General features: G+C 68.8%; 20 protein-coding genes. 5 read left to right on the top strand and 15 right to left on the bottom strand.

The window, feature by feature from the left end; translation table 11 throughout:
- Positions 1 to 119: 119 nt before the first annotated feature.
- From ACTZQ5_RS04710 to ACTZQ5_RS04660, 11 genes are all read right to left on the bottom strand, one after another.
- Positions 120 to 479 carry a hypothetical protein gene (locus ACTZQ5_RS04710; protein WP_443584001.1) on the bottom strand — a complete coding sequence of 120 codons (360 nt, stop codon included), beginning with the start codon at positions 477 to 479 and terminating at the stop codon, positions 120 to 122.
- 4 nt (positions 480 to 483) lie between these two features.
- Entirely contained in the window at positions 484 to 900 is a 417-nt protein-coding gene (locus tag ACTZQ5_RS04705) for a hypothetical protein (RefSeq protein WP_443584000.1), read from the bottom strand.
- A 34-nt stretch (positions 901 to 934) separates the two neighbouring features.
- On the bottom strand, positions 935 to 1,663 hold the full coding sequence (gene gloB, locus ACTZQ5_RS04700) for a hydroxyacylglutathione hydrolase (protein WP_443583999.1): 729 nt from the start codon (positions 1,661 to 1,663) through the stop codon (positions 935 to 937).
- 1 nt (position 1,664) lies between these two features.
- Positions 1,665 to 2,099 carry a VOC family protein gene (locus ACTZQ5_RS04695; protein WP_443583998.1) on the bottom strand — a complete coding sequence of 145 codons (435 nt, stop codon included), beginning with the start codon at positions 2,097 to 2,099 and terminating at the stop codon, positions 1,665 to 1,667.
- Positions 2,100 to 2,353: 254 nt separating this feature from the next.
- Positions 2,354 to 3,130 carry a tetratricopeptide repeat protein gene (locus ACTZQ5_RS04690; protein WP_443583997.1) on the bottom strand — a complete coding sequence of 259 codons (777 nt, stop codon included), beginning with the start codon at positions 3,128 to 3,130 and terminating at the stop codon, positions 2,354 to 2,356.
- Entirely contained in the window at positions 3,127 to 3,846 is a 720-nt protein-coding gene (locus ACTZQ5_RS04685) for an alpha/beta hydrolase (protein WP_443583996.1), read from the bottom strand. Before ACTZQ5_RS04685 ends, ACTZQ5_RS04690 begins: the two co-directional genes overlap by 4 nt.
- Before the next feature lie 43 nt (positions 3,847 to 3,889).
- Positions 3,890 to 4,795 carry an alpha/beta fold hydrolase gene (locus ACTZQ5_RS04680; RefSeq protein ID WP_443583995.1) on the bottom strand — a complete coding sequence of 302 codons (906 nt, stop codon included), beginning with the start codon at positions 4,793 to 4,795 and terminating at the stop codon, positions 3,890 to 3,892.
- Between the two features lies 1 nt (position 4,796).
- Complete coding sequence (locus ACTZQ5_RS04675) at positions 4,797 to 5,000, bottom strand: helix-turn-helix transcriptional regulator (protein ID WP_443583994.1); 204 nt, start codon at positions 4,998 to 5,000, stop codon at positions 4,797 to 4,799.
- Positions 4,997 to 5,401 carry a hypothetical protein gene (locus ACTZQ5_RS04670; protein ID WP_443583993.1) on the bottom strand — a complete coding sequence of 135 codons (405 nt, stop codon included), beginning with the start codon at positions 5,399 to 5,401 and terminating at the stop codon, positions 4,997 to 4,999. Before ACTZQ5_RS04670 ends, ACTZQ5_RS04675 begins: the two co-directional genes overlap by 4 nt.
- Before the next feature lie 73 nt (positions 5,402 to 5,474).
- Positions 5,475 to 5,711: a DUF6356 family protein gene (locus ACTZQ5_RS04665; protein ID WP_443583992.1), complete on the bottom strand. Its 237-nt coding sequence runs from the start codon at positions 5,709 to 5,711 to the stop codon at positions 5,475 to 5,477.
- A 26-nt stretch (positions 5,712 to 5,737) separates the two neighbouring features.
- Positions 5,738 to 7,165 (bottom strand): Mur ligase family protein, encoded by a 1,428-nt coding sequence (locus ACTZQ5_RS04660; RefSeq protein WP_443583991.1) that lies wholly within the window; start codon positions 7,163 to 7,165, stop codon positions 5,738 to 5,740.
- Positions 7,166 to 7,229: 64 nt separating this feature from the next.
- Here ACTZQ5_RS04660 and ACTZQ5_RS04655 point away from each other — a divergent pair, with 64 nt between their 5' ends.
- The 4 genes from ACTZQ5_RS04655 to ACTZQ5_RS04640 all read left to right on the top strand — a co-directional run bounded on the left by ACTZQ5_RS04655 (position 7,230) and on the right by ACTZQ5_RS04640 (position 13,930).
- Positions 7,230 to 8,045, top strand: coding sequence for an LD-carboxypeptidase (locus tag ACTZQ5_RS04655; protein WP_443583990.1), 816 nt, complete (start codon positions 7,230 to 7,232; stop codon positions 8,043 to 8,045).
- 194 nt (positions 8,046 to 8,239) lie between these two features.
- Positions 8,240 to 10,246, top strand: a complete 2,007-nt coding sequence (thrS, locus tag ACTZQ5_RS04650; protein WP_443583989.1) for a threonine--tRNA ligase — start codon at positions 8,240 to 8,242, stop codon at positions 10,244 to 10,246.
- A gap of 111 nt (positions 10,247 to 10,357) precedes the next feature.
- A complete protein-coding gene (infC, locus tag ACTZQ5_RS04645) occupies positions 10,358 to 10,891 on the top strand; it encodes a translation initiation factor IF-3 (RefSeq protein ID WP_443583988.1) in 534 nt (177 codons plus the stop codon).
- A gap of 216 nt (positions 10,892 to 11,107) precedes the next feature.
- Positions 11,108 to 13,930: a TonB-dependent receptor gene (locus tag ACTZQ5_RS04640; RefSeq protein ID WP_443583987.1), complete on the top strand. Its 2,823-nt coding sequence runs from the start codon at positions 11,108 to 11,110 to the stop codon at positions 13,928 to 13,930.
- A gap of 67 nt (positions 13,931 to 13,997) precedes the next feature.
- Here the strand turns inward: ACTZQ5_RS04640 and ACTZQ5_RS04635 are convergent, their stop codons facing one another.
- The 4 genes from ACTZQ5_RS04635 to ACTZQ5_RS04620 form a co-directional block, all read right to left on the bottom strand.
- Positions 13,998 to 16,742: a [protein-PII] uridylyltransferase gene (locus ACTZQ5_RS04635; protein WP_443583986.1), complete on the bottom strand. Its 2,745-nt coding sequence runs from the start codon at positions 16,740 to 16,742 to the stop codon at positions 13,998 to 14,000.
- Between the two features lie 649 nt (positions 16,743 to 17,391).
- Positions 17,392 to 19,971 carry a DNA mismatch repair protein MutS gene (mutS, locus tag ACTZQ5_RS04630; RefSeq protein ID WP_443584138.1) on the bottom strand — a complete coding sequence of 860 codons (2,580 nt, stop codon included), beginning with the start codon at positions 19,969 to 19,971 and terminating at the stop codon, positions 17,392 to 17,394.
- Between the two features lie 64 nt (positions 19,972 to 20,035).
- Positions 20,036 to 20,275, bottom strand: a complete 240-nt coding sequence (locus ACTZQ5_RS04625) for a type II toxin-antitoxin system RelE/ParE family toxin (protein ID WP_443583985.1) — start codon at positions 20,273 to 20,275, stop codon at positions 20,036 to 20,038.
- Entirely contained in the window at positions 20,268 to 20,456 is a 189-nt protein-coding gene (locus ACTZQ5_RS04620) for a hypothetical protein (RefSeq protein WP_443583984.1), read from the bottom strand. Before ACTZQ5_RS04620 ends, ACTZQ5_RS04625 begins: the two co-directional genes overlap by 8 nt.
- A gap of 88 nt (positions 20,457 to 20,544) precedes the next feature.
- On the opposite strand from ACTZQ5_RS04620, the gene ACTZQ5_RS04615 reads away from it, so the two are divergent.
- On the top strand, positions 20,545 to 22,803 hold the full coding sequence (locus ACTZQ5_RS04615; protein WP_443583983.1) for an NADP-dependent malic enzyme: 2,259 nt from the start codon (positions 20,545 to 20,547) through the stop codon (positions 22,801 to 22,803).
- Positions 22,804 to 23,013: the final 210 nt, after the last annotated feature.

Genomic DNA, 23,013 nt, shown 5'->3' with positions numbered 1-23,013 from the left:
CGTCGGAGCGACATGACATCACCTCCACCCGTCATTGCGAGCGCAGCGAAGCAATCCAGAGCCGGATCAGGACGCCCTGGATTGCTTCGCTGCGCTCGCAATGACGGCTTGAGGGACCTTCAGCGTTTCACCCGCGTGTACGGCGTGAACTCGGTGAACCGGCAATAGGCCGACGGAATGGTCGTCCCCGGCGTCAGCACCCGGAACCGGTCGTTGCGGCACAGTTGCCCGCCATAGACCTCGACGATCAGCGTGTTGAGCGGTTCCAGCGACGGGCAGGCGCCGACCGGCCCCGTCTTCCACACCCGCCGCCCGGCGCCCTCGGTATAGAGGATGGTATGCGCATCGATGATCGACGGGCCGTTGGTCGGCGACAAAGTGATGCAGTTCTGCGGCGCGCCGGCGACGCGGCCGGCGAGCGGATCGGCCTTGGCGGCGAGCAGCGGCAGGGCGAGGGCGGCGAGCGCGAGCGTCTTCATGGCGTCATTTGCCCCGTGTGTAGCGGATGAATGGACCGAACGAGCAGCTGCCGCTGAACGTCCGCGACGCCGAATCGACGGTGGTCGCGATATCGCCCTGGCACAGCTGGCTCTGCGGCGAGCGGGTGATGAGGATGTCGCCGCGGCCCACCCGCTCGCATCCGCCCGCGGTGTCGGTGCGATACTTCAGTCCGCGGTTGACGGTGTAGACCAGGGTCGGCCCATAGCCCTTGACCTGCGCACTGGGGAACCGCGGCATGCAGCTGGAGGACTGGCCCGGCGTCAGCCCCGCCAGCTCCCTGCCCAGCGCATCGGCCGCCGCGGCATCCGCCTGTTGTGCGGCCAGCCGTTGCTGCGGGCTCTGCGTGCATCCCGCCGCCAGCAGTGCGGCGCTCGCGATCACCAACGACCGTCCGATCATCGTCCTCGTCCTCCGATCCGACCAGCACAACGGATCAGCCGCTGAAACTATCCTTGGCGGCGCGCAGCCGGCCCAGCGCCTCGGCATCGCCGGCACGCAGGAACGGATTGGTCGCGCGCTCCAGCCCGATGCGCGTCGGGATCGTCGGTTCGCCCGCGGCACGCAGGGCATCCACCTCGGTCATCCGCGCCGCCAGCGCCGCATTGTCCGGCTCGGCGGTCAGCGCGAAGCGGCCGTTGCTCTGCGTATATTCATGCCCGCAATAGACATCGGTGGCGTCGGGCAGCGCGGCATAGCGCTGCATGTTGGCGAACATCTGCGCCGCCGTCCCTTCGAACAGGCGGCCGCAGCCCATCGCGAACAGCGTGTCGCCGGTGAAGATCGCGCCCGCCTCGGCGAGGTGGAAGGCGATGTGCCCGGCGGTATGGCCCGGCACTTCCATCACCCGCGCCTCGCAGGCGCCGATGCGCACCGTGTCGCCCTCCCGCACCGTCACGTCGAGCGTCGGGATCTTCGCCGCCTCCGCCGCCGGCCCGGTGACGCGGGCACCGGCGGCGCGCAGGGTCGCATTGCCGCCGGTGTGATCGGGGTGCCAGTGGGTCGTCCAGACCTGGCCGATCGTCCAGCCGCGCTCGGCCGCGGCCTGCTGCACCGGTGCCGCCTCGCCGGGATCGACCACCACCGTCTCGCCCGACGCGGGATCGTGGAGCAGCCAGGCGTAATTGTCGGCGAGCACGGGTACCCGGACGATCTCCAGCGTCATGTCACCAGCTTCCGGTGTTCGGCATCGACGCCCACGGCTCGGCGGGGTCGAGCACGCCGTTCTGCAGCAGCTCGATCGAGATGCCGTCCGGCGTCTTGACGAAGGCCATATGCCCGTCGCGCGGCGGGCGGTTGATCGTCACGCCGCCGTCCATCAGCCGCTGGCAGGTGTCGTAGATATTGTCGACGCGATAGGCGAGGTGGCCGAAGTTGCGGCCGCCGCCATAGTCTTCCGGGTCCCAATTGTAGGTCAGCTCCACCTCCGCCTTGGCGCGTTCGCCCGGCGCGTTCATATCCTCGTCTGCGGCGAGGAAGATCAGCGTGAAGCGGCCCTTCTCATTCTCCATCCGCCGGACTTCCTTCAGCCCCAGCAGCTCGAAGAATCGGATGGTCGCGTCGGGATCGGTGACGCGGATCATGGTGTGGAGATAGTGCATAAGGGGTCCTGCATGGGTTGCGACGGCACGCCGTTACGCCCCCAACGCGCAAGCCACCAGCCCGAGTTCCCTTCGTCTCACCTGGCCCAAGATGATTCACGCGGAGGCGCGGAGGTGATCCGTGCGCGGCAGCGCACCTCCACCATCCACCCCTTTAGGCTGAAAAGCTGCAGGCGCGGCGGGGTACGACACCTCCGCGCCTCCGCGCCTCCGCGTGAATCATCTTTGCGGCGTCGCCCGAAACCCCCGGTCCGTCAGCGTCCGGCCGGAACCGTCGCCGGCTTGTCGCCGAACTGCGCAAGCGCCGCGCGTGCGTTGCGGCCGGCGGGGGCATTGGGGGCGAGCCGCGCCGCTTCCGCCCAGGCCGCGCGTGCGCCGGCCTCGTCACGGGCCAGCGCGGCGATGTTGCCCGCCTCCAGCTGGACGGAGGCATCGTCCGCCGCGCGCTTCAGCGCCTCGCCGATATCCTTGCGCGCACGCGGGATATCGCCGTCGCGGCGGGCGAGCGTGGCGGACAGCAGCCACGCGAGCGGATCGTCGCCGGCGTTGGTGAGCGCCAGGTCGATGTCGCGCCGCGCCGCGGCATCGTCGCCGCTCGCCACCATCACCCGCGCATGGTCGAGCTGCGCCTCGCCGAGCGCCAGCCCCTCCAGCGTGCCGGCGACCAGCGCGCTGTCGAGCGCGGTGCGCGCCCGCGGCGCGTCGTTCGCCGCCAGCCGCGCATTGCCCGCCTGCGCCCAATAGATGGCGGCGCGCCGATCGTGCGCGAGTTCCGCCGCCTTGGCCGCAGCTTCGAACTCGCCGGCCGCCCCGGCGAAATTCTGTTCCTGCGTATAGGCTAGCCCGGCGCATTGCCGCGCGAACCAGGCGCCGCCGCTCGCCGCCCAGCGCACCGCCTCCGCCCGTGCCGCCGCCGGATCGTCGCGCGCCAGCGTCACGCAGCGGTCGTAGCGCGCCTCGCGCGGGTCGGCCGGCTTGGCGGCGGGCGCAGGCGCGGCGGCCTGCAGCAGCATGGCGAGGATCGGGATCATAAGCGGGCCAGCACGTCCTCCACCGCTCGCAGGACCAGCGCGATATCCGTGTCGCGCGACAGGCGGTGCTCGCCGTCCTTGACCAGCAGCGTCTGCACATCGGCTGAACGGATCATCTCGCCCAGCCGCACGGTACGGTGCCACGGCACGTCGGGATCGGCCATCCCTTGTACCATCCGCACCGGCCCGTCGAACGGAATGGTGCCGAACATCAGCCGATTGGCCTCGCCCGACTGGAAGAAGGCACGGGTATAGACGGTCGGTTCGGGGCCGTAGGGATTGGGGCGCTCCAGCCGACCCTGGTTCAGGATCGCCATCTTCTCGTCCATGGTGAAGCCCCAGTCGGTGAAGTCGGGGGCGGGCGCGATCCCGACCAGCCCGACGACCTGCCCGGCGCGCGCCTTGGCGACCAGCAGCATCAGCCACCCGCCCATCGACGATCCGACCAGCACCACCGGCCCGGTCGCGACCTGGTCTAGCATCGCCAGCACGTCGTCGCGCCAGCCGGCCAGCGTCTGCTCCTCGAACGCCCCCTCGCTCTGCCCGCAGCCGCCGTAATCGAAGCGGAGGAAGGCGCGGCCCTGCGCCGCCGCCCAGGCCTCCAGCGCCACCGCCTTGCTGCCGTTCATGTCGGAGGCATAGCCTGGCAGGAAGACGATCGTCGGGCTGGTGCCGGCAGTGTGATGGTAGGCGAGGCGGGGGCGGGGCGCTGTCATCGGGCGTCTGTACCGCGCCCCGCCACATCCGTCATCCCGGCCGCTACTTCGCGAGGAACGTCGTGAGGGCGGTGCGGAACGCGTCGGGTTGATCCAGCATCACGAAATGCGCGGCATCGCCGATGTCGACGAAGGTCACGTGCGGCGCGTCGGCATAGGCCGCCGTGTAGAGCGCATCGGCCTGCGGCTTGTCCGGCCCGGCGGCGTTCCAGGGATAGACGAGCGTGATCGGCGTCGCGATCCCCTTAAGGGCGGGGCGCAGGTCGGTGGTCATGTCCTCGTACATCGCCTGGCCCGACACGCGCGGGTCGGCGGCCTCCGCCCACGCCGTCACCTTAGCGCGCGAGGCGGGCTTCAGCGCCAGCCGGTCGGCCACCGCGCGTGCCGCTGCGGCATCGGCCGGCTTGCCGTAGCTCGCCACCTGCGCATCGCGCATCTGCCTGGCGCGCGGCTCGACCATCGCGACGGTGGCGGCCGGCGCGAAGAGCGTGCCGATGAACGGCAGCGAATCGACGATCATCAGCTTGCCCGCATCGCCCGGATGCGCCTTGGCCAGCATCAGCGCGACGAGCCCGCCCATCGAATGCCCGACGATCGCGGCGCCGCCGATCCTGTCCTTGCCGATCAGCGCATGAAGGTCGGCGACCACGCCGTCGAGGATGCCGGGCGACAGGTTCGCCCCCGGCGCATCGCCACCGAAGCCGTTGACCTGCACCACATAGACGCGGTGGCTGCGCGCGAGGTCCGGCACCACGCCGTCCCACACCGCCCCCGGGCTGGACAGGCCGGGGATCAGGATCACCGGCGTGCCCTTGCCGGTCGCGGTGACGGAGATGTGCGCCATCCGCGTGACGGGTGCCGGCGCGGCGGCATGGCTGGCGGCGGGATGCAGCACCACGCCCAGGGTCAGGGCGGAGGCGGCGAGACGGAGACCGAGATGGCGGATCACGTCATTTCTCCTTGGACGGGCTGACGAACACGTCTTCGATGGCAAGGCCGAACATTTCGGCGATGCGGAAGGCGAGGGGGAGCGACGGGTCGTAGCGCCCCGTCTCGATGGCGTTGACGCTCTGGCGGCTGACCTCCAGCTGCTCGGCGAGATGCTGCTGGCTCCAGCCCCGCGTCGCCCGAAGGTCGCGCAGGTGGTTGTTCATGCCGCCCTCCGCTCGATGATCCGGTTGACCAGCGCGCCGATGCCGAGGCCGGCGAAATAGACGACCGGCCAGGCGTAGCCGACGACGTGGCGGACCAGCCCGAACCCTTCGAGGAAGCCCCAGATCGTCGCCGCGGTGAGCGCGATGGCGGTGGCGATCAGCAGCTGGCGGATCTGCAGCATGCGCAGATATTCGTCGCTTTCCTCGATCAGATAGCGGCCCATCAGCCAGAAGAACCCGGACACCGCGAGCGCGGGGAGCATGCCCACGCCATAGGCGAGCGGCCCTGCGACGAGGTGGCGGCTGATGAGATAGACGGCGAGGAACAGCAGCGCCGCATACACGACGCTGAGCAGCAGGACCCGCTGGTTGTAGCGGCGCTGGGCGGGAGAGAAACGCATCAGCAACCTCCTTCGACTCGATGTGAAGGAAGCTTTACATGGAAAGCAAGCTTTACGTCAAGCTAGCTTTCCATCAAATGATGAACTCGATCGACCGCTTCTGGATCTCGTCGGCGCGCTTGGCGACGACCTCGCCGTGCAGCGCCTCGATCGTGCGGCTGCCGGTGGTGGTGAACAGGAACGGCAGCACGCCGTGGATCAGCGCGGCGACCCCGCCGCCGATCATGCGCAACCCGAATCGGCTGGCGACGCCGAAATGCTGGCCATAGCTCTCGCCGACCGAGGACGGGTGTTCGGTGAACGGGTTCATCGCCGGATACCTCCTGACCGGGGAAACTAGCGGTCGGCCTGCAATGTTGCCAGCATGTCGGCGGCGAGCAGGCTCAACGTGTCGTCGCGTGCCCCCATCACGACGATGCGATCGCCGGCCTCCGCTTCCGCGACCAGCATCGCCGCCGCCGCGCCGCGGTCCGCGACATGGCGCGCGTCGCAGCCCCGGCCGCGCAGGTCGTCGACGATGTCGCCGCTGGTCACCTCGCGGGCGACCGTGCCGCCGAAATAGACGGGATCGGGCAGCACCAGCACGTCGCCCGGCGCCAGCCGCTCCGCCAGGCTGTCGACCAGCTCGCGGCGCATCACCTTCAGCGGGCCATAGCCGTGCGGCTGGAACAGGATCAGCAGCCGGCCGGGAAAGGCGTGCAGCGTGTCGAGCGTCGCGGCGATCTTGTCGGGGTTGTGGCCGAAATCGTCGATCACCGCGACACCGCGACCCTCGCCGACCAGATCGAACCGGCGCCTCAGGCCGGTGAAGCCGCCGATCGCCGCCGCCGCGGTGCCCAGCGGCACACCCGCCGCCACCGCCGCCGCGATCGCCGCCAATGCGTTGGACACGTTGTGGCGCCCCGGCACCTGCAACGTCACCGGCATCGCCGCCCCGCCGCCGGCGACGAGGTCGAAGCGGACGGAGAACGGCGCCTCGACGATGCCGTGCGCGGCGAAATCGGCGTCGCGTTCCAGGCCGAAGGTCGCGACATGCGTCGGCGGCAGCGCGGCGGCGAGCGCGGCGGCCTCGTCGTTGTCGAGGTTGACGATCGCCGTCTCCGCCTTGGCGATGAAGTCGGCGAACAGCCCGCGCAATTCGTCCAGCCCCTTGTGATCCAGGCTGACGTTGTTGAGCACCGCGATCCGCGGCCGATAGCGCGCGATCGACCCGTCGCTCTCGTCCACCTCGCTGACGAAGGCGTCGCCCGCTCCGACCAGCGCGCTGGCGAAGGGTGCGTCGGCCGCAGCGAAGTTCTTCATCACCGCGCCGTTCATCACCGTCGGATCGCGCCCCGCGGCGTGCAGGATCCAGCCGATCATGCCGGTGACCGTCGACTTGCCGCTGGTGCCGGCGACGCCGATCGGCAGGTCGGCGGCGTTGAACAGCGCGCTCAGCAGCTCGGCCCGGCTCGCCCGCGCGGCGCCGAGCCGGTTCGCCGCGACGATGTCGGCAACCGTCTCCTCGACCGCTGCGGATGCGACGACGATCTGGTCGGGCGCGGTGATGCCGCTGCCGTCCTGCGGAAACAGCGCGACGCCGCGCGCGCGCAGCGCATCGAACTTCGCCGGCACGCGCCCCTGGTCGAGCCCGCGGTCCGATCCGGCGACCACCGCGCCGCGCCCGGCGAGGATGGTCGCGAGCGGCAGCATCCCCGATCCACCGATCCCGACGAGAAAGAAGCGCCGGTTGGCGAGCGAGCCGGAAAGATTGCCGTCGATCATCCGGACGCGCTATCGACGCGCCCCGGCAGGGGCAAGGCTCTGCGCGGCCAGCGGAGCGTCGGACATGAGGATTGGAGTGGTGGCGCCGGCCAGCATCGGCAACAAGGATGCCGAGGCGCCGTTCCTCGCCTTCGCCGCGCTCGCCTATCCCGAGGTCGAGCTGGTCGTGCACCCGCAATGCTGGGAGGTCGCGGGCCATTTCGCCGGCGACGATGCGCGCCGCGCCGCCGCCTTCCTCGAATTCGCCAACGATCCCGGCTTCGACGCGATCTGGTTCCTGCGCGGCGGCTATGGCTCGAACCGCATCCTGCCGCTGGTGATGCCGCAGCTGGGGCCGGCGGCGCGCCACAAGAGCTACCTCGGCTATTCGGACATGGGCTTCCTGCTCGGCGCGCTCTACGCGGCGCGGATCGGCCGTCCGGCGCACGGCCCGATGGCGAGCGATATCCGCCGCCAGCACGGCGACCAGACGATCGCCCGCTCGCTCGGCTGGCTCGCCCGCGGCGACCGGACGGGGCTGGAGCCGGGGCTCGACGGGCGGCCGGCGGCGGCGTTCAACCTGTCGATCCTCGGCGCGCTGATCGGCACGCCCTATCTGCCCGACCTCACCGATCACGTTCTGCTGATCGAGGAGGTGTCGGAACCGATGTACAATATCGACCGGCTGCTCTTCCACATGGGCCATGCGACCCAGCTGAAGGGCATCGCCGGCGTGCGATTGGGCGGCGTCACCGCGGTCCAGCCCAACGAACCCGAATGGGGCGAGACGCTGGAGTATATGATCGGGCGCTGGTGCCGGGATCTGGGCGTGCCGTACCTCGGCCGCGCGGAGATCGGCCATACGCAAGGCAACCGCGTAGTGCCGTTCGGCATCGCTTGATCGCGTTCTTCGTCATCCCCGCGCAGGCGGGGATCCATATTCCAGATCGTCAGCGAAGGCGCCGAAGCGTCAGCCAGTATGGATCCCCGCCTGCGCGGGGATGACGGGTTCAGGGGGGGGCAGACGCACGACGCTTGCCTATATACCGCAGGACGCCGTATTCGCGCCGTTCAACAAAAAGGTGAATCCCGCTCATGTCCGCCCACCCGGCCGAGTTGTTCCGCATCACGCTGCCCGACGGTTCCGTCCGCGAGGTTGCGCCCGGGACTACCCCCGCGGACGTGGCCGCCGCGATCGGGCCGGGCCTCGCCAAGGCGGCACTGGCCGCGCGCATCGACGGGCAGGTCCGCGACCTCAACCGCCCGTTCGACGGCGACACCCAGCTCGCGCTCGTCACTGCCAAGGACGAGGCGGACGCGCTCGAACTCGTCCGTCACGATCTCGCCCATGTCATGGCGGAGGCGGTGCAGCACCTGTTCCCCGGCACGCAGATCACCTTCGGCCCCGCGACCGACGACGGCTTCTATTACGACTTCGCGCCCAAGGATCGCCCCTTCACCGAGGACGACCTGCCCGCGATCGAGGCGGAGATGCGCCGCATCATCGCGAAGAACGAACCCTTCACGCGCGAGGTGTGGAGCCGCGAGCAGCTGATCGACACGTGGACGCAGCAGGGCGAGACGTTCAAGGCCGAATGGGCCGCCGAATTGCCCGAGGGCGAGGAACTGACGATCTATCGCCAGGGCCAGTGGCTCGACATGTGCCGCGGGCCGCACATGGTGTCGACCGGCAAGCTCGACCCGAATGCCTTCAAGCTGACCCGCGTGTCGGGCGCCTATTGGCGCGGCGACCAGAAGAACGCGATGCTCAGCCGCATCTACGGCACCGGCTGGCTCAACAAGAAGCAGCTCGACCAGCACCTGTTCATGCTGGAAGAGGCGGCCAAGCGCGACCATCGCAAGATCGGGCAGGAGATGGACCTGTTCCACCTCCAGTCGGAGGCGCAAGGGTCGGTGTTCTGGCACCCCAAGGGCTTCGTGCTGTGGCGGCAGATGGAGGCCTATATGCGCCGCCGCCTCGACGCCGCCGACTATGCCGAGGTGAAGACGCCGCAGCTGATGGACGCGCGCCAGTGGGAACAGTCCGGCCACTGGGGCAAGTATCGCGAGAACATGTTCGTCGTGCCGGACGAGGTGCCCAACACCGAGGACGAGGGGGCGGTGCTGTCCGGCGAAGGCGACCTGATGGCCCTCAAGCCGATGAACTGCCCGGCGCATGTGCTGATCTTCAAGCAGGGCATCAAATCGTACCGCGACCTGCCCATCCGCATGGCCGAATTCGGCTGCTGCCACCGCAACGAGCCGCACGGCGCGCTGCACGGCATCATGCGCGTCCGCCAGTTCACGCAGGACGACGCGCATATCTTCGTGCGCGAGGACCAGCTGGTCGAGGAGGTGCGCAAGTTCTGCGAGCTGCTGGACAGCGTCTACCGGGATCTCGGCTTCGAGGATTACGCCGTGAAGCTGGCGCTGCGCCCCGAAAAGCGCTTCGGCGACGATGCGATGTGGGACAAGGCGGAGGCGGAGCTGCGCGAGGCGGTGCTGGCGTCCGGCCTGTCCGATTCGATCAAGGCGAAATTCGAGGAATTGGAGGGCGAAGGCGCCTTCTACGCTCCCAAGCTCGAATTCCACCTCACCGACGCCATCGGCCGCACCTGGCAGGTGGGCACCATCCAGTCCGACCGCGTGCTGCCCGAACGGCTCGACGCGAGCTATGTCGGCGAAGACGGCAACCGCCATCGCCCCGTCATGCTGCACCGCGCGATCCTCGGCACCTTCGAACGCTTCATCGGCATCCTGATCGAGCATCACGCCGGCCGCTTCCCGCTGTGGCTGGCGCCGGTACAGGCGGTGGTGGCGACGATCGTGTCGGACGCCGATGGCTATGCCGAGGAGGTGGCGGCGACGCTCCGCAAGGCCGGCATTCGCGTCGAAACCGACCTGCGCAACGAGAAGATCAACTACAAGGTCCGCGAACATTCGGTCGCTAAGGTCCCGGTGCTGCTCGTCGTCGGCAAACGCGAGGCGGAGGAAGGCAAGGTCGCCATCCGCCGCCTGGGCAGCCAGGCGCAGCAGATCGTGACGCTCGACGAAGCGGTCGCTATGCTGCGCGACGAGGCGACCCCGCCCGACCTGCGGTGACGCAGCCCGCCTTTCCCAACAAATGGGAGAGGCGGTGCTCTTTCAAAATCGGTGCCGATCGCCTATATCAGGCGGCAAACCACCACAGGAGCAATACCCATACGTCCTCCCATGATGCGCCGGCCGAACCAGGCGCCGCCGATGAATGGTCCCCGTTTCAACGAGTGGATCCAGAGCCCCAAGGTCCGCGTCATCGACCATGAGGGCGAGAATCTTGGCGTGATGTACACGCGCGAGGCGATGGCGCAGGCGCAGGAGGTCGGCCTCGATCTGGTCGAGGTGTCGCCCAACGCCGATCCCCCCGTCGCCAAGTTCCTGGACGTCGGCAAGTTCAAGTACGAGGCGCAGAAAAAGGCGAATCTCGCCCGCAAGTCGCAGAAGACGCAGGAGATCAAGGAGATCAAGATGCGTCCGAACATCGACGACCACGATTACGACACCAAGATGAAGAAGGTCGCCGAGTTCATCGAGGAAGGCGACAAGGTGAAGGTCACTATGCGCTTCCGCGGTCGTGAGCTCAGCCACGGGCAGCTCGGCATGGCCGTGCTCCAGCGCGTCGCGGAGCAGGTTGCCGAAGTCGCCAAGGTGGAGGCCTATCCGCGGATGGAAGGCCGTCAGATGCTGATGGTCCTCGCGCCCAAGTGAAACACTGCGCTTCGGCGCGACCTTTGTGACTTTCCGTAACGTCAGGTCATTTCGAACACCGGGTCCGGCAACGGGCCCGGTGTTGCGCTTTGGCGACACTCCGTTCGAAATTGCGGATACCGGGTTATAAAAAGCTAGACGTTCGCCCCTCGGCGACCCTAGCTTCAAAAGAAAACCCGATATTCGAAAAGCGAAATCGTTCAGGAGAGAGAGCCCATGCGTCTTGCCGCCTACCTGCTGTCGGCTGCCACCATCGCCGTGGCGACGCCCGCCCTGGCGCAGAACAATTCGCCGGAGCCGTCTAGCCCGGCGACGCAGACCACGTCCCCGACCGCAGCCGGCGCGGTGACGCAGGATGACACCAACCAGGCCGACATCGTCGTTACCGCGCAAGGCCGTGCGCAGGCGCTTGCCGACGTGCCGGTGGCCGTGTCCGCCATCTCGGCGGAAACGCTGCAGAATTCGGGTGCCAACGACATCCGTCAGCTCAACCAGCTCGCCCCGTCGCTGCTGGTGTCGTCCACCGGTTCGGAAGCCAATGGCTCCGCGCGCATCCGCGGCATCGGCACGGTCGGCGACAATCCCGGCCTCGAAAGCTCGGTCGCGGTGTTCATCGACGGCGTCTATCGCTCGCGCTCGGGCATCGGCCTGACCGAACTGGGCGAGATTGACCGGGTCGAGGTGCTGCGTGGCCCACAGGGGACGCTGGGCGGCCGCAATTCCTCGGCGGGCCTCATCAGCATCATCAGCAAGGCGCCGTCCTTCGCCGGGTTCAGCGGCGGTGCCGAAGCGACCTATGGCAACTATGATTTCTACCGCGTCGCCGGCAACCTGAACCTCCCGCTCAGCGAAACGATCGCCGCGCGTGTCGATGGTGTCTATGTGAAGCGCGACGGCTTCTACCATGATTATACCAACAACACCGACGTCAACGATCGAAACCGCTACTTCGTGCGCGGCCAGCTGTTGTTCGAACCGAGCAGCGACATCAGCTTCCGCCTGATCGGTGACTATACGCATCGCGACGAAAAGTGCTGTGCCGCCACGTACGTCGATCGCAGCGTCAATCCCGCGGTCGGCAACCTCAACGATCCGGTCGCATCGGTGAACGCCGGGCTCGCCGCCGGCAATGCCGGCAACAACATCGTCAACGTCATCCGCGATCTCGGCCAGCCGCTCGGCCTGGTCAACAACGCCGGCTACAGCCGCGAGGTGTCGGTGAGCCCGGGTCGCAGCTTCGCCGGCATCACCAAGGATTGGGGTGTGTCGGGGCAACTCGACTGGACCTTCGGCACCACCAAGCTGACGTCGATCACCGCCTATCGCGACTATGATTCGAGCCAGGGATCGGACACGGACTACAGCCGCGTCGACATCCTCTATCGTGCCGCCAACGGCAATTCCGCCCGCCGCTTCAGGACCTTTACCCAGGAATTGCGCCTGAACGGTTCGCTGTTCGACGAGAAGCTCGACTGGCTGGTCGGCGGGTTCTTCGCCAACGAAGACCTGCGCGTGCTCGATAACCTGCGCTTCGGCACGCAATATGGCCGGTTCGCGACCTGCCGCCTGATCTCCGGCAGCGCGCTTGCCGCTTTCTATTCGCCGACCTCGGCGGGCTGCATCACCGCAGGCGGGCGTGGCGCATTGTCGAGCGCGGCCGGACCGTTCGGGGCGGCGGGTGCGACGATCGTCGGCGCCATCGACACGCTCGACGCGATCAACGACAAGGGCTCGACCCGCGACGTCTACAACCAGAACAGCCGCAACTGGGCGCTGTTCACGCACAACATCTTCCACGTCACCAGCACCGTCGATCTGACGCTGGGCGTGCGCTACACCAACGAGCGCAAGCGGTTCGATGCCAGCTTCACCAACGACAACGTCGGCTGCGTCGCCAATCAGCGTGCGCTGCTGCCGCTCCTGTCCAACGCCGGCCTCGCCGCGGTGGCCGGCGGCATCATCGGGCTGTCGTGCCAGGGCAATTCGACCGCCGAACTGAACGGCGTCACGATCAACAGCCGGCGCAAGGAAGACAAGTTCACCGGCACCGCGATCCTGTCGTGGAAGCCGATCGACGACCTGCTCCTCTACGGCAGCTATTCGCGCGGCTACAAGGCGGGCGGCTTCAACCTCGATCGTTCGGCGCTGAAATCGCCGATCCTGCCCTTCTCGGCATCGGGTGGCGCGCAGGCGCTGGCCAACGCGCTGCAATTCGCGCCGGAAACGGTCAACGCCTATGAAATCGGCGCCAAGTACGCGACCGGTCCGTTCAGCCTGTCGGCGGCGGCGTTCATCCAGGACTTCAGCAACTTCCAGCTGAATACCTTCAACGGCACCGTTTTCCTGGTCCAGAACATCAACGGCTGCTCCTCGAGCCTCAACGGCGGCGATCGCGACCAGAGCAAGTTCACCGGCGCCAGCAACTACAATGCCGCGGCGAGCACCACCGGCGCCTGCCCGGCGGGCGATGTCGGCTATGGCGTGCGCTCGAAGGGTGTCGAACTGGAAGCCTCGCTGGTGCCGGCGCGTGATTTCCGCGTCACCATGGGCCTGACGCTGACCGACACCGGTTATCGCAACCAGCTGGTCGGTACCTCGGCGGGCGCGCCGCTCGACCAGGCGCTGCGCCTGCTGCCGGGGCGCAACCTGTCGAACTCGGCGGACATCGTTGCGACGTCGTCGGCGTCGTGGACGCCGCAGATCGGCGGCGGCTATTCGGCGCTGTTCTACGTCGATACGCGCATGACCAGCGACTATAACACCGGGTCCGACCTGTTCCCGCAGAAGGCGCAAGACGGCTATGCGATCGTCAACGCCCGCATCGGCCTCAGGACCCCGGACGAGAAGTTCAGCCTGGAATTCTGGGCGCAGAACCTGACCAATGTCGATTACGCCCAGGTCGCCTTCAATTCGCCGTTCCAGGAAGGCGCCGCCACCGCCGCGTTCCAGGATCCGCAATATCCCGGCGGGCGCCAGCTGTTCTCGCAATATCTGGCCGAGCCGCGGACCTACGGTGCGACGATCCGCGCACGCTTCTGATCTTTCAACAGGCAACGACCACCTGGGCCGGCCGCAGCGATGCGGACCGGCCCTTTCTTTTGGGCGTTCAGGCCGCGACCTCCATCGTCTCGCCGGCGGCGGCGGTGCGCAGCCGCTTTTCCAGCGCCTTGAGGCGGACGGGCGCCTCGATCCGGTCGCCGGTCAGGTCGGTGACGTAGAAGGTGTCGACCGCGCGTTCGCCGTAGGTGGCGACGTGCGCGGAATGGAGCGTCACCTTGGACTGGAACAGCGCATGCGCCAGCTGGTTGAGCAGCGCCGGCCGGTCGCGGGCGTTGACCTCGATCACGGTGAAGCGGTTCGAGGCGCGATTGTCGATCAGCACGTTGGGCACGATCTCGAAGGCGTCGGCGCGGGTGCGCGGCGCGGGCTTGGCGACCAGCCGGTCGGCGAGCTTGCCACGATTGGCGAGCGCATCCTCGATCGCGGTCCTCAGGCGGGCGAGCTGGCCCGGATCGTCGAACGGGCGGCCGAACGGGTCCTGCACCAGGAAATTGTCGATCGCCATGCCGTCGCGCGTCGTGTGGATGCGCGCATCGATGATGTTGCCGCCCGCGACATGGATCGCACCGGCGATGCGGTAGAAGAGGCCGGGGTGATCGGCGGCATAGATGGTGACCAGCGTCGCGCCGCGCATGGTATAGACCTGCGCATCGATCGACAGCTGGGCATCGCCCGCGGCGTCGATGAGGCGGGCATTGTGCGCCAGCACGTCGTCGGGCTCGGCGATCCAATAGGCCTCCGGAAAGCGGCGGACGAAGCCGGCGAAGCGGGCATCGTCCCAACCCAGTGCCGTTTGCAGCGTCGCCTGCCGCGTCGCGATCCGCTCCGTCCGGCCGCGCTGCTTGTGGCCGAGGCGCAGCACCTCTTCCGCCGCCTCGAACAGGTCGGCGAGCAGCTGGCGTTTCCAGCCGTTCCACGTCCCCGGCCCGACCGCGCGGATATCGACGATGGTGAGGACCAGCAGCAGCCGCAGCCGCTCCGGGCTCTGCACCACCTCGCAGAAATCGAGGATCGTCTTGAAATCCGACAGGTCGCGCTTGAACGCCGTCGCCGACATGAGCAGGTGCCAGCGGACCAGCCATGCGACCGTCTCGGTTTCGGCGGGGGAGAGCCCGAAGCGCGGGCAGAGCCGCTCGGCGACCTCCGCCCCTAGGATGGAATGATCGCCGCCGCGCCCCTTGGCGATGTCGTGGAGCAGTACCGCCACATAGAGCACCCGGCGCGAGACGATGTGCTTGATGATGGCGGAGGACAGGGGATGGTCCTCCTTCAGCGCGCCCTTGTCGATGCGGGCGAGCAGGCCGATCGCGCGGATGGTGTGTTCGTCCACGGTGTAGTGATGGTACATGTCGAACTGCATCTGCGCGACGACCCGGCCGAAGTCGGGCACGAAGCGGCCGAAGACGCCCGCCTCGTTCATCCAGCGCAGCACCAGTTCCGGATCGCGGGGGCTGGTCAGCACATCGAGGAATAAAGCGTTGGCGCGGGGATCGCGGCGATGCGCGGCGATCAGGCGCGCGTCGCGATTGGCGGCGCGCATCGCCAGCGGGTGGATCTCGACGCCGTGCAGGTCGGCGAGCTGGAAGATCTCGATCAGGCGTACCGGGTCTTCGGCGAAGAAGCTGTCGCGCGGCAAGGCGAGCCGGCCGCGGTCGAGCACGAAGCCGTGCAGCTTGCCCGGCCGGCGCCGGATCGTCGGCAGGCCGAAACGCCGCCCGCGCGCCGCGAAGCGTTCGTCGAGATGCGCCAGGAACACGCCGGTGAGGTCGCCGACGGTGCGGGCCTGGAGAAAGTAATATTGCATGAAGCGTTCGACCGCGGGTTTGCCCGGCCGGTCGGAGAAGCGCATGCGGGTCGCGATCTCCCGCTGCACGTCGAAGGTCAGGCGGTCTTCGGCGCGGCGGGTGACGCTGTGCAGGTGGCAACGCACCGCCTGCAGGAAATTGTCGGCGCGGTGGAACAGCTTGTATTCCTCCGCGGTCAACAGGCCGACGCCGACGAGGTCGGCGCCGCGCTGCACGTCGTAGATGTATTTGCCGATCCAGAAGAGCGCATGCAGGTCGCGCAGGCCGCCCTTGCCCTCCTTGACGTTGGGTTCGACGACATAGCGGGTGTCGCCCATCTTGCGGTGGCGGGCGTCGCGTTCGGCGAGCTTGTCGGCGATGAACTGGCGTTCGGTGCCGTGCTGCACCTCCGCCTTGAAGCGGCGCGCAGCCTCTTCGTACAGCGGCTGGTCGCCGGTGACGTAGCGCGCCTCCAGCAGCGCGGTGCGGATGGTGACGTCGCCCTTCGACTGGCGGACCATCTCGTCGACCGAGCGGCTGGAATGGCCGACCTTCAGCCCCGTGTCCCACAACGCATAGAGCATGGATTCGATGACCTGCTCCGCCCAGGGCGTCTGCTTGCCGGGGGTGATGAAGCCGATATCGACATCCGAATAGGGCGCCATCTCCGCGCGGCCGTAGCCGCCGACCGCGATCAGCGTCAGCCGCTCGCCGGCGGTCGGATTGTGGAGCGGATGCAGCCGCTGCGTGGCGAGATCGAACAGCACGCGCAGCAGCTGGTCGACGAGATAGGCCTGGGCGTTGGACGCCTCCAGCCCGCGCGAGGGGTGGGCGGCGAGGCGGCGCTGGATCTCCGCCCGGCCATCGGCGAGCGCCTGTTTGAGGATCGCGGTCGCCTGCGCGCGCAAGGGGGCGTCGCTGGCATCGATGGCGGCGATCCGTTCGGCGAGCGCCCGGCGATCGACGATCGCGCGACGGTTGGGGAGGTGATCGAAGCGGCTGTTCATGGCACCGGGATAGCCGCTGGAGATGGGCGAGTCGCCTGCTTCGCGGCGCGGAAGTTGGCGAAGTTGCCACTACGTCCCGTTCGAAATGGGGGTTTGCGGGTGGCGTCGAGGAAGCGGGCGGCGTCGCGGGCGGGGTGGTGGGCCGGCATGACGGATGGGAGTTTAGCGGAAGGCTGCTGTGTAGGACAGGGGGGATGGCGATCGGCGGCTTCAGCTGCGGTGCCGGATCTTCGCGGAGTGCGTCGCTGACCTCCCCCTCCGTCACCGCTTCGCGGTGCCACCTCCCCCTGGCGGGGGAGGAGTGAGAAGTCCTCCCCCGCTTTAGCGGGGGAGGGGGACCGCTCGCCGCAGGCGAGTGGTGGAGGGGGCGTCGCCGCGAGCGCGACGATCCTTGCTCGCTCCCCAGGCTGGTGTGTAGGACAGGGGGATGGCGATCGGCGGCTTCAGCTGCGGTGCCGGATCTTCGCGGAGTGCGTCGCTGACCTCCCCCTCCGTCACCGCTTCGCGGCGCCACCTCCCCCTGGCGGGGGAGGAGTGAGAGGAAGTCCTCCCCCGCTTCAGCGGGGGAGGGGGACCGCGCCCGCAGGGCGTGGTGGAGGGGGCGTTTCCCCAAGCGTCACGCGCGTTGCTTGTCTCGCAGGGTCACCGTTCACCCCTCCCGCGCCAGCGCCTTCAGCCGGTACAGGGTATCCAGTGCCTCGCGCGGGGTGAGGGCGTCGACGTCGATCGCCTCCACCGCGGTGCGGATCGCGTCGCAGGTTTCCTCTTCCACCTGTGCGGCGGCGGCGAAGAGCGGCAGGTCGTCGAGGCCCGCGGCCAGGCCGCCCGTTTTGGCGCGGCCCGCCTCCAGCTTGGCGAGCACCGCCTTGGCGCGGGCGACGGTGGCGGGCGGCATGCCGGCGAGGCGGGCGACGGCGAGGCCGTAGCTGCGGTCCGCCGGGCCTTGCCCCAGCTCGTGGAGCAGCACGAGCTCGCCCTTCCATTCGCGGGCGCGGACGTGGTGGAGCGTCAGCGCGTCGCAGCGCTCGGCGAGGCGGGTGAGTTCGTGGTAGTGCGTCGCGAACAGGCAGCGGCAGCGATTGTCCTCATGGATCGCCTCCACCACCGCCCAGGCGATGGCGAGCCCGTCATAGGTCGAGGTGCCGCGCCCGACCTCGTCGAGGATGACGAAGCTCTGCGGTGTCGCCTGCGCGAGGATCGCGGCGGTCTCCACCATCTCGACCATGAAGGTCGAGCGGCCGCGGGCAAGATTGTCGGAGGCGCCGACGCGGCTGAACAGGCGGTCGACCAGGCCCAATGTCGCGCTGGTCGCGGGCACGTAGCTGCCCGCCTGCGCCAGCACCGCGATCAGCGCGTTCTGGCGCAGGAAGGTCGACTTGCCGCCCATGTTGGGGCCGGTGACCAGCCACAGGCGGGAGTCCGGCGACAGCGTGCAGTCGTTGGCGACGAAGCGATCGCCCGCGCGCGCCACCGCCGCCTCGACCACCGGGTGGCGGCCGCCGACGACGTCGAAACAGGCGTGGTCGGCGAGGCTGGGGCGCGCCCATTGCCCCTCCGCGGCGCGTTCGGCGAGCGCGGCGGCGACGTCGATGCGGGCGAGCGCATCGGCGGTGGCGGCGATCCCTTCGCGCTGGGCGAGCGCGGCGGCGGTGAGTTCCTCCAGGTGCGCGGCCTCGGCGGCGAGGGCGTGGGCGCCGGACTGGGCGACGCGGGCGGCGACCTCGTGCAGTGCGGGGGTGTTGAAGCGGACGACGCCGGCCAGGGTCTGGCGATGGGTGAAGCCGCTGTCGGGCTTCATCAGCGGGTCGGCGGCGCGTGCCGGCACCTCGACGTGATAGCCGAGGACGTTGTTGTGGCGGACCTTCAGCGTCGCGATGCCGGTCGCCGTCTTCATCTCCGCTTCCAGCGCGGCGATGGCGCGGCGGCCGCCGGCGCCGGCATCGCGCAGCTCGTCCAACGCGAGGTCGTAGCCGGCGGCGATATAGCCGCCGTCACCGGCGTCGATCGGCGGCGCGGGCACGAGCGCGCGCTTGAGGAGGTCGATCAGCGCGCCATGGCCGCGCAGCCGCGGCGCGATGCGATCGAGCAGCGCCAGCGGCGTGTCGATCTGCGCCAGCCGCTCGCCAAGGTGCCAGGCGCCGTCGAGGCCGTCACGAAGCTGGCCGAGATCGCGCGGGCTTCCGCGCCCTGCCGCGAGGCGGCCCAGCGCGCGGCCGATGTCGGGGAGCGCGCGCAAGGCGGCGCGGACCTGTTCGCGCTGGCCCGGCGTGTCGTGGAAATGCTGGACGAGGTCGAGCCGCGCGTCGATCGCCGCCTTGTCCATCAACGGCGCGCCGAGATCGCCGGCGAGCGCGCGGGCGCCGGCGCCCGTCACCGTGCGGTCGATGCAGTCGAGCAGGCTGCCCTTGCGCTGGCCGCCGGTGGTGCAGGTGAGCTCCAGGCTTTCGCGCGTCGCCGCGTCGATCGCCATCGTCTCCGCGGCGCGGGCAAGGCGCGGCGGGCGCAGGAAGGGGAGGGCGCCCTTGGCGGTATGATCGAGATAGGCGACGAGGCCGCCCGCCGCGACGAGGCCGGCGCGGCTGAACTGGCCGAAGCCGTCGAGCGTGGCGACGCCGAACAGGTCCTTCAGCCGCGCCTCGCCGGCGTGGCTGTCGAACGCGGCGCGCGGGCGCAGGCTGGTGGCGGCGGGCGCGTGGTCGCTGGTCTCGGACGCGACGACCTCCGCCGCGGCGAGGCGGGCGAGTTCGGCGCCGAGCGCGTCCGCCGAACAGTCGATCACCTCGAACCGGCCGGTCGAGACGTCGGCGGCGGCGAGGGCGACGGCGCCGCCCGCCTCGCCGATCGCGACGCACCAATTGTCGGCGCGCGCGTCGAGCAGCGCTTCCTCGGTCAGCGTGCCGGCGGTGACCACGCGGACGATGCCGCGCGCGACGAGGGCTTTCGACCCGCCGCGTGCCTTGGCCTCGGCGGGCGTTTCGGTCTGTTCGGCGATGGCGACGCGGTGGCCGGCCTTGATGAGCCGCTGGAGATAGGCGGTGGCGGCATGCACCGGCACGCCGCACATCGGGATCTTCTCGCCGTCATGCTCGCCGCGCGCGGTCAGCGCGATGTCGAGCACCTGCGCGGCGATGCGGGCGTCGTCGAAGAACAGTTCGAAGAAATCGCCCATGCGGTAGAACAGCAGGCAATCCTCCGCCTCCGCCTTCAGGCCGAGGTACTGCGCCATCATGGGAGTGGGATTGGTCATGTGCGTCAGTCTATGTTGCGGGCGCCGTGGTGAACGGAGAGAATCGTCACCTCGTCACCTCGTCCCCGTCGACGGCGTAGGTGATGATGTGCGGCGGCGCCGTCGTCAGCTGGCGCCGCCCATCATCCCGCGGCCGGCCGCGGTGCGGAAAAGCGATAAGGCTGTCGCCCAGATCCGACAGCCGGGCCCTGGTGCGCAGGGCGGCCGCGGGATCGAACTGCTGGATATAGGCCGTGATCGCATTGAGGTCGGTCAGTGCTTGCCTGCTCCAGAGGACGCTAGCCATTCTGGGCGGCGAGCCAGTCCTCGAATGGCACCTGGCCCGGTTCTCCCCACGTGCGAAGCCATTGGCGCACCACGATATGGTCGACGCCGCGGCCGGACGCATAACCTTCCCGGGCGCGCGCGAAATCCTCGGCGGTCGGCAGGGGGATCTTGGGAGAGGATAAGCCGGCCTCGTGCTTCATGCCGCGATCATACCTGCGCTCGCCGCGGGTTGAAAGCCCCGTCCGAATTGGCCAAGAGCCGTAACGTCAGCCCTGGCAGCGAGGTCCCATGTCCGACGAAGCGTCCGTCCAATTCTCCGAGCGCGAGGCGCTGCTGTTCCATTCGGAGGGGCGGCCGGGCAAGATCGAGATCATCGCCTCCAAGCCGATGGCGACGCAGCGCGACCTCGCGCTCGCCTATTCGCCCGGCGTCGCGGTGCCGGTGCAGGCGATCGCGGACGATCCCGCCACCGCCTACGACTATACCGCCAAGGGCAATCTGGTCGCCGTGATCTCCAACGGCACGGCGATCCTCGGCATGGGCAATCTGGGCGCGCTCGCCTCCAAGCCGGTGATGGAGGGCAAGGCGGTGCTGTTCAAGCGCTTCGCCGACGTCGATTCGATCGATATCGAGCTGAAGACCGAGGACGTCGACCGCTTCATCGACGCGGTCGAGCTGATGGAGCCGACCTTCGGCGGCATCAACCTCGAGGATATCAAGGCGCCCGAATGCTTCATCATCGAGCAGACGCTGCGCGAGCGGATGAACATCCCCGTCTTCCACGACGACCAGCACGGCACCGCGATCATCTGCGCGGCGGGGCTCATCAACGCCTGCCTGCTGACCGGGCGGCGGCTGGACGAGGTCAAGATCGTCGTCAACGGCGCGGGCGCGGCGGCGATCGCCTGCACCGAGCTGATGAAGGCGATGGGCGTGCGCGCCGACCACGTCATCATGTGCGACCGTACCGGCGTGATCTACCAGGGGCGCGAGGACGTGAACCAGTGGCAGTCGGCGCATGCCGCGGTCACCGACCGCCGCACGCTGACCGAGGCCCTGGAGGGGGCGGACGTGTTCCTCGGCCTCTCCGCCGCCGGCGCGCTGAAGCCCGAGATGGTCACCCACATGGCCAAGGCACCGATCATCTTCGCCATGGCCAACCCGGAGCCCGAGATCCGGCCCGAACTCGCCAAGGCGGCGCGGCCCGATGCGATCATCGCCACCGGCCGGTCAGACTACCCCAACCAGGTCAACAACGTCATCGGCTTCCCCTTCATCTTCCGCGGCGCGCTCGACGTGCGGGCGACGGGGATCAACGATGCGATGAAGATCGCCGCCGCCCGCGCCATCGCCGAACTCGCCCGCGAACGCGTGCCGGAGGAGGTGGCGATCGCCTATGGCGTGCAGCACAGCTTCGGCCCGGACTACATCATCCCGGCGCCGTTCGACCCGCGGCTGATGGAGCTCGTTCCCTCCGCGGTCGCCAAGGCGGCGATGGATTCGGGCGTCGCCACCAAGCCGATCCTCGACATGGAGGCCTATCGCCAGAAGCTGCGCGCGCGGCTCAACCCGACGACGTCGGTGCTCAGCCTCGCCTATGAGGGCGCGCGGGCGCGGCCCAAGCGCGTGCTGTTCGCCGAGGGCGAGGAAGAGGTGGTGCTGCGCGCCGCCATCGCCTTCAAGGAAGGGGGCTATGGCACGCCGGTCCTGGTCGGGCGCGACGACGTCTACGACCGGCTGGCGGCGCTGGGCGTCGCCAATCCGCAGGAATATGAGGTCCACAACAGCCGCCATTCGCCGCTGGTCCCCAGGATGGTCGACTTCGTCTACGGCCGCCTCCAGCGCCGCGGCTACCTGCGCCGCGATGTCGAGCGGATGATAAACCAGGATCGCAACGTCTTCGGCGCGGCGCTGCTGCAACTGGGCGAAGCCGATGCGATGATTACCGGCATCACCCGCACCTGGGCCGAATCGATGCGCCAGGTGAAGCGCGTGATCGATCCGGAGGCGGGGCGCACCCCCTTCGGCATCCACGTGCTGGTCGGGCAGAGCCACACCGTCTTCATCGCCGACACCACGGTGAACGAGCGGCCGACCGGCGAACAGCTGGCCGACTTCGCCGAACAGACCGCGCAGGTCGCGCGCCGCATGGGGCATGAGCCGCGCGTCGCGATGCTGAGCTATTCGACCTTCGGCAATCCCAAGGGCGCCTGGGTCGACAATATCCGCGACGCGGTGTCGGTGCTGGACGCCCGCAACGTCGGCTTCGAATATGAAGGCGAGATGCCGCCCGACGTGGCGCTCAACCGGCGCCAGCTGGCGAACTATCCGTTCGCCCGCCTCTCCGGCCCGGCCAACATCCTCATCATGCCCGGCCTGCAATCGGCGCATATCTCGGCCAAGCTGCTGCGCGAGCTGGGCGGCGACAACGTCATCGGGCCGATGCTGATCGGCATGGAAAAGCCGGTGCAGATCGCGCCGATGACCTCCACCGCCAGCGAGCTAGTGACGCTGGCGGTGCTGGCGGCGGGCGGCATCGCACGCTGATCGCCGCGCGTCCGGACGACGGACGCGCGGCCCCTTGCTGAGTCGGAAATGACGCGGCCCGCCTGTCCGGCGGGCCGCGTTCTTGTGCGTGGATTCGGGCGCGCCGGCCGCCGGAACGTGCCGGGCATTGTCAGCGTGTCATACTATCCCGTTGATAATGAAGCGGTCGCCTTGCCGTAATAGGACTCAAGTGTCAGCGGCGGGCAACAT

This window comes from Sphingomonas cellulosilytica, from assembly GCF_052321755.1.
Taxonomy (GTDB): Bacteria; Pseudomonadota; Alphaproteobacteria; order Sphingomonadales; family Sphingomonadaceae; genus Sphingomonas.
This window is presented reverse-complemented; position numbering and strand designations above follow the sequence as displayed.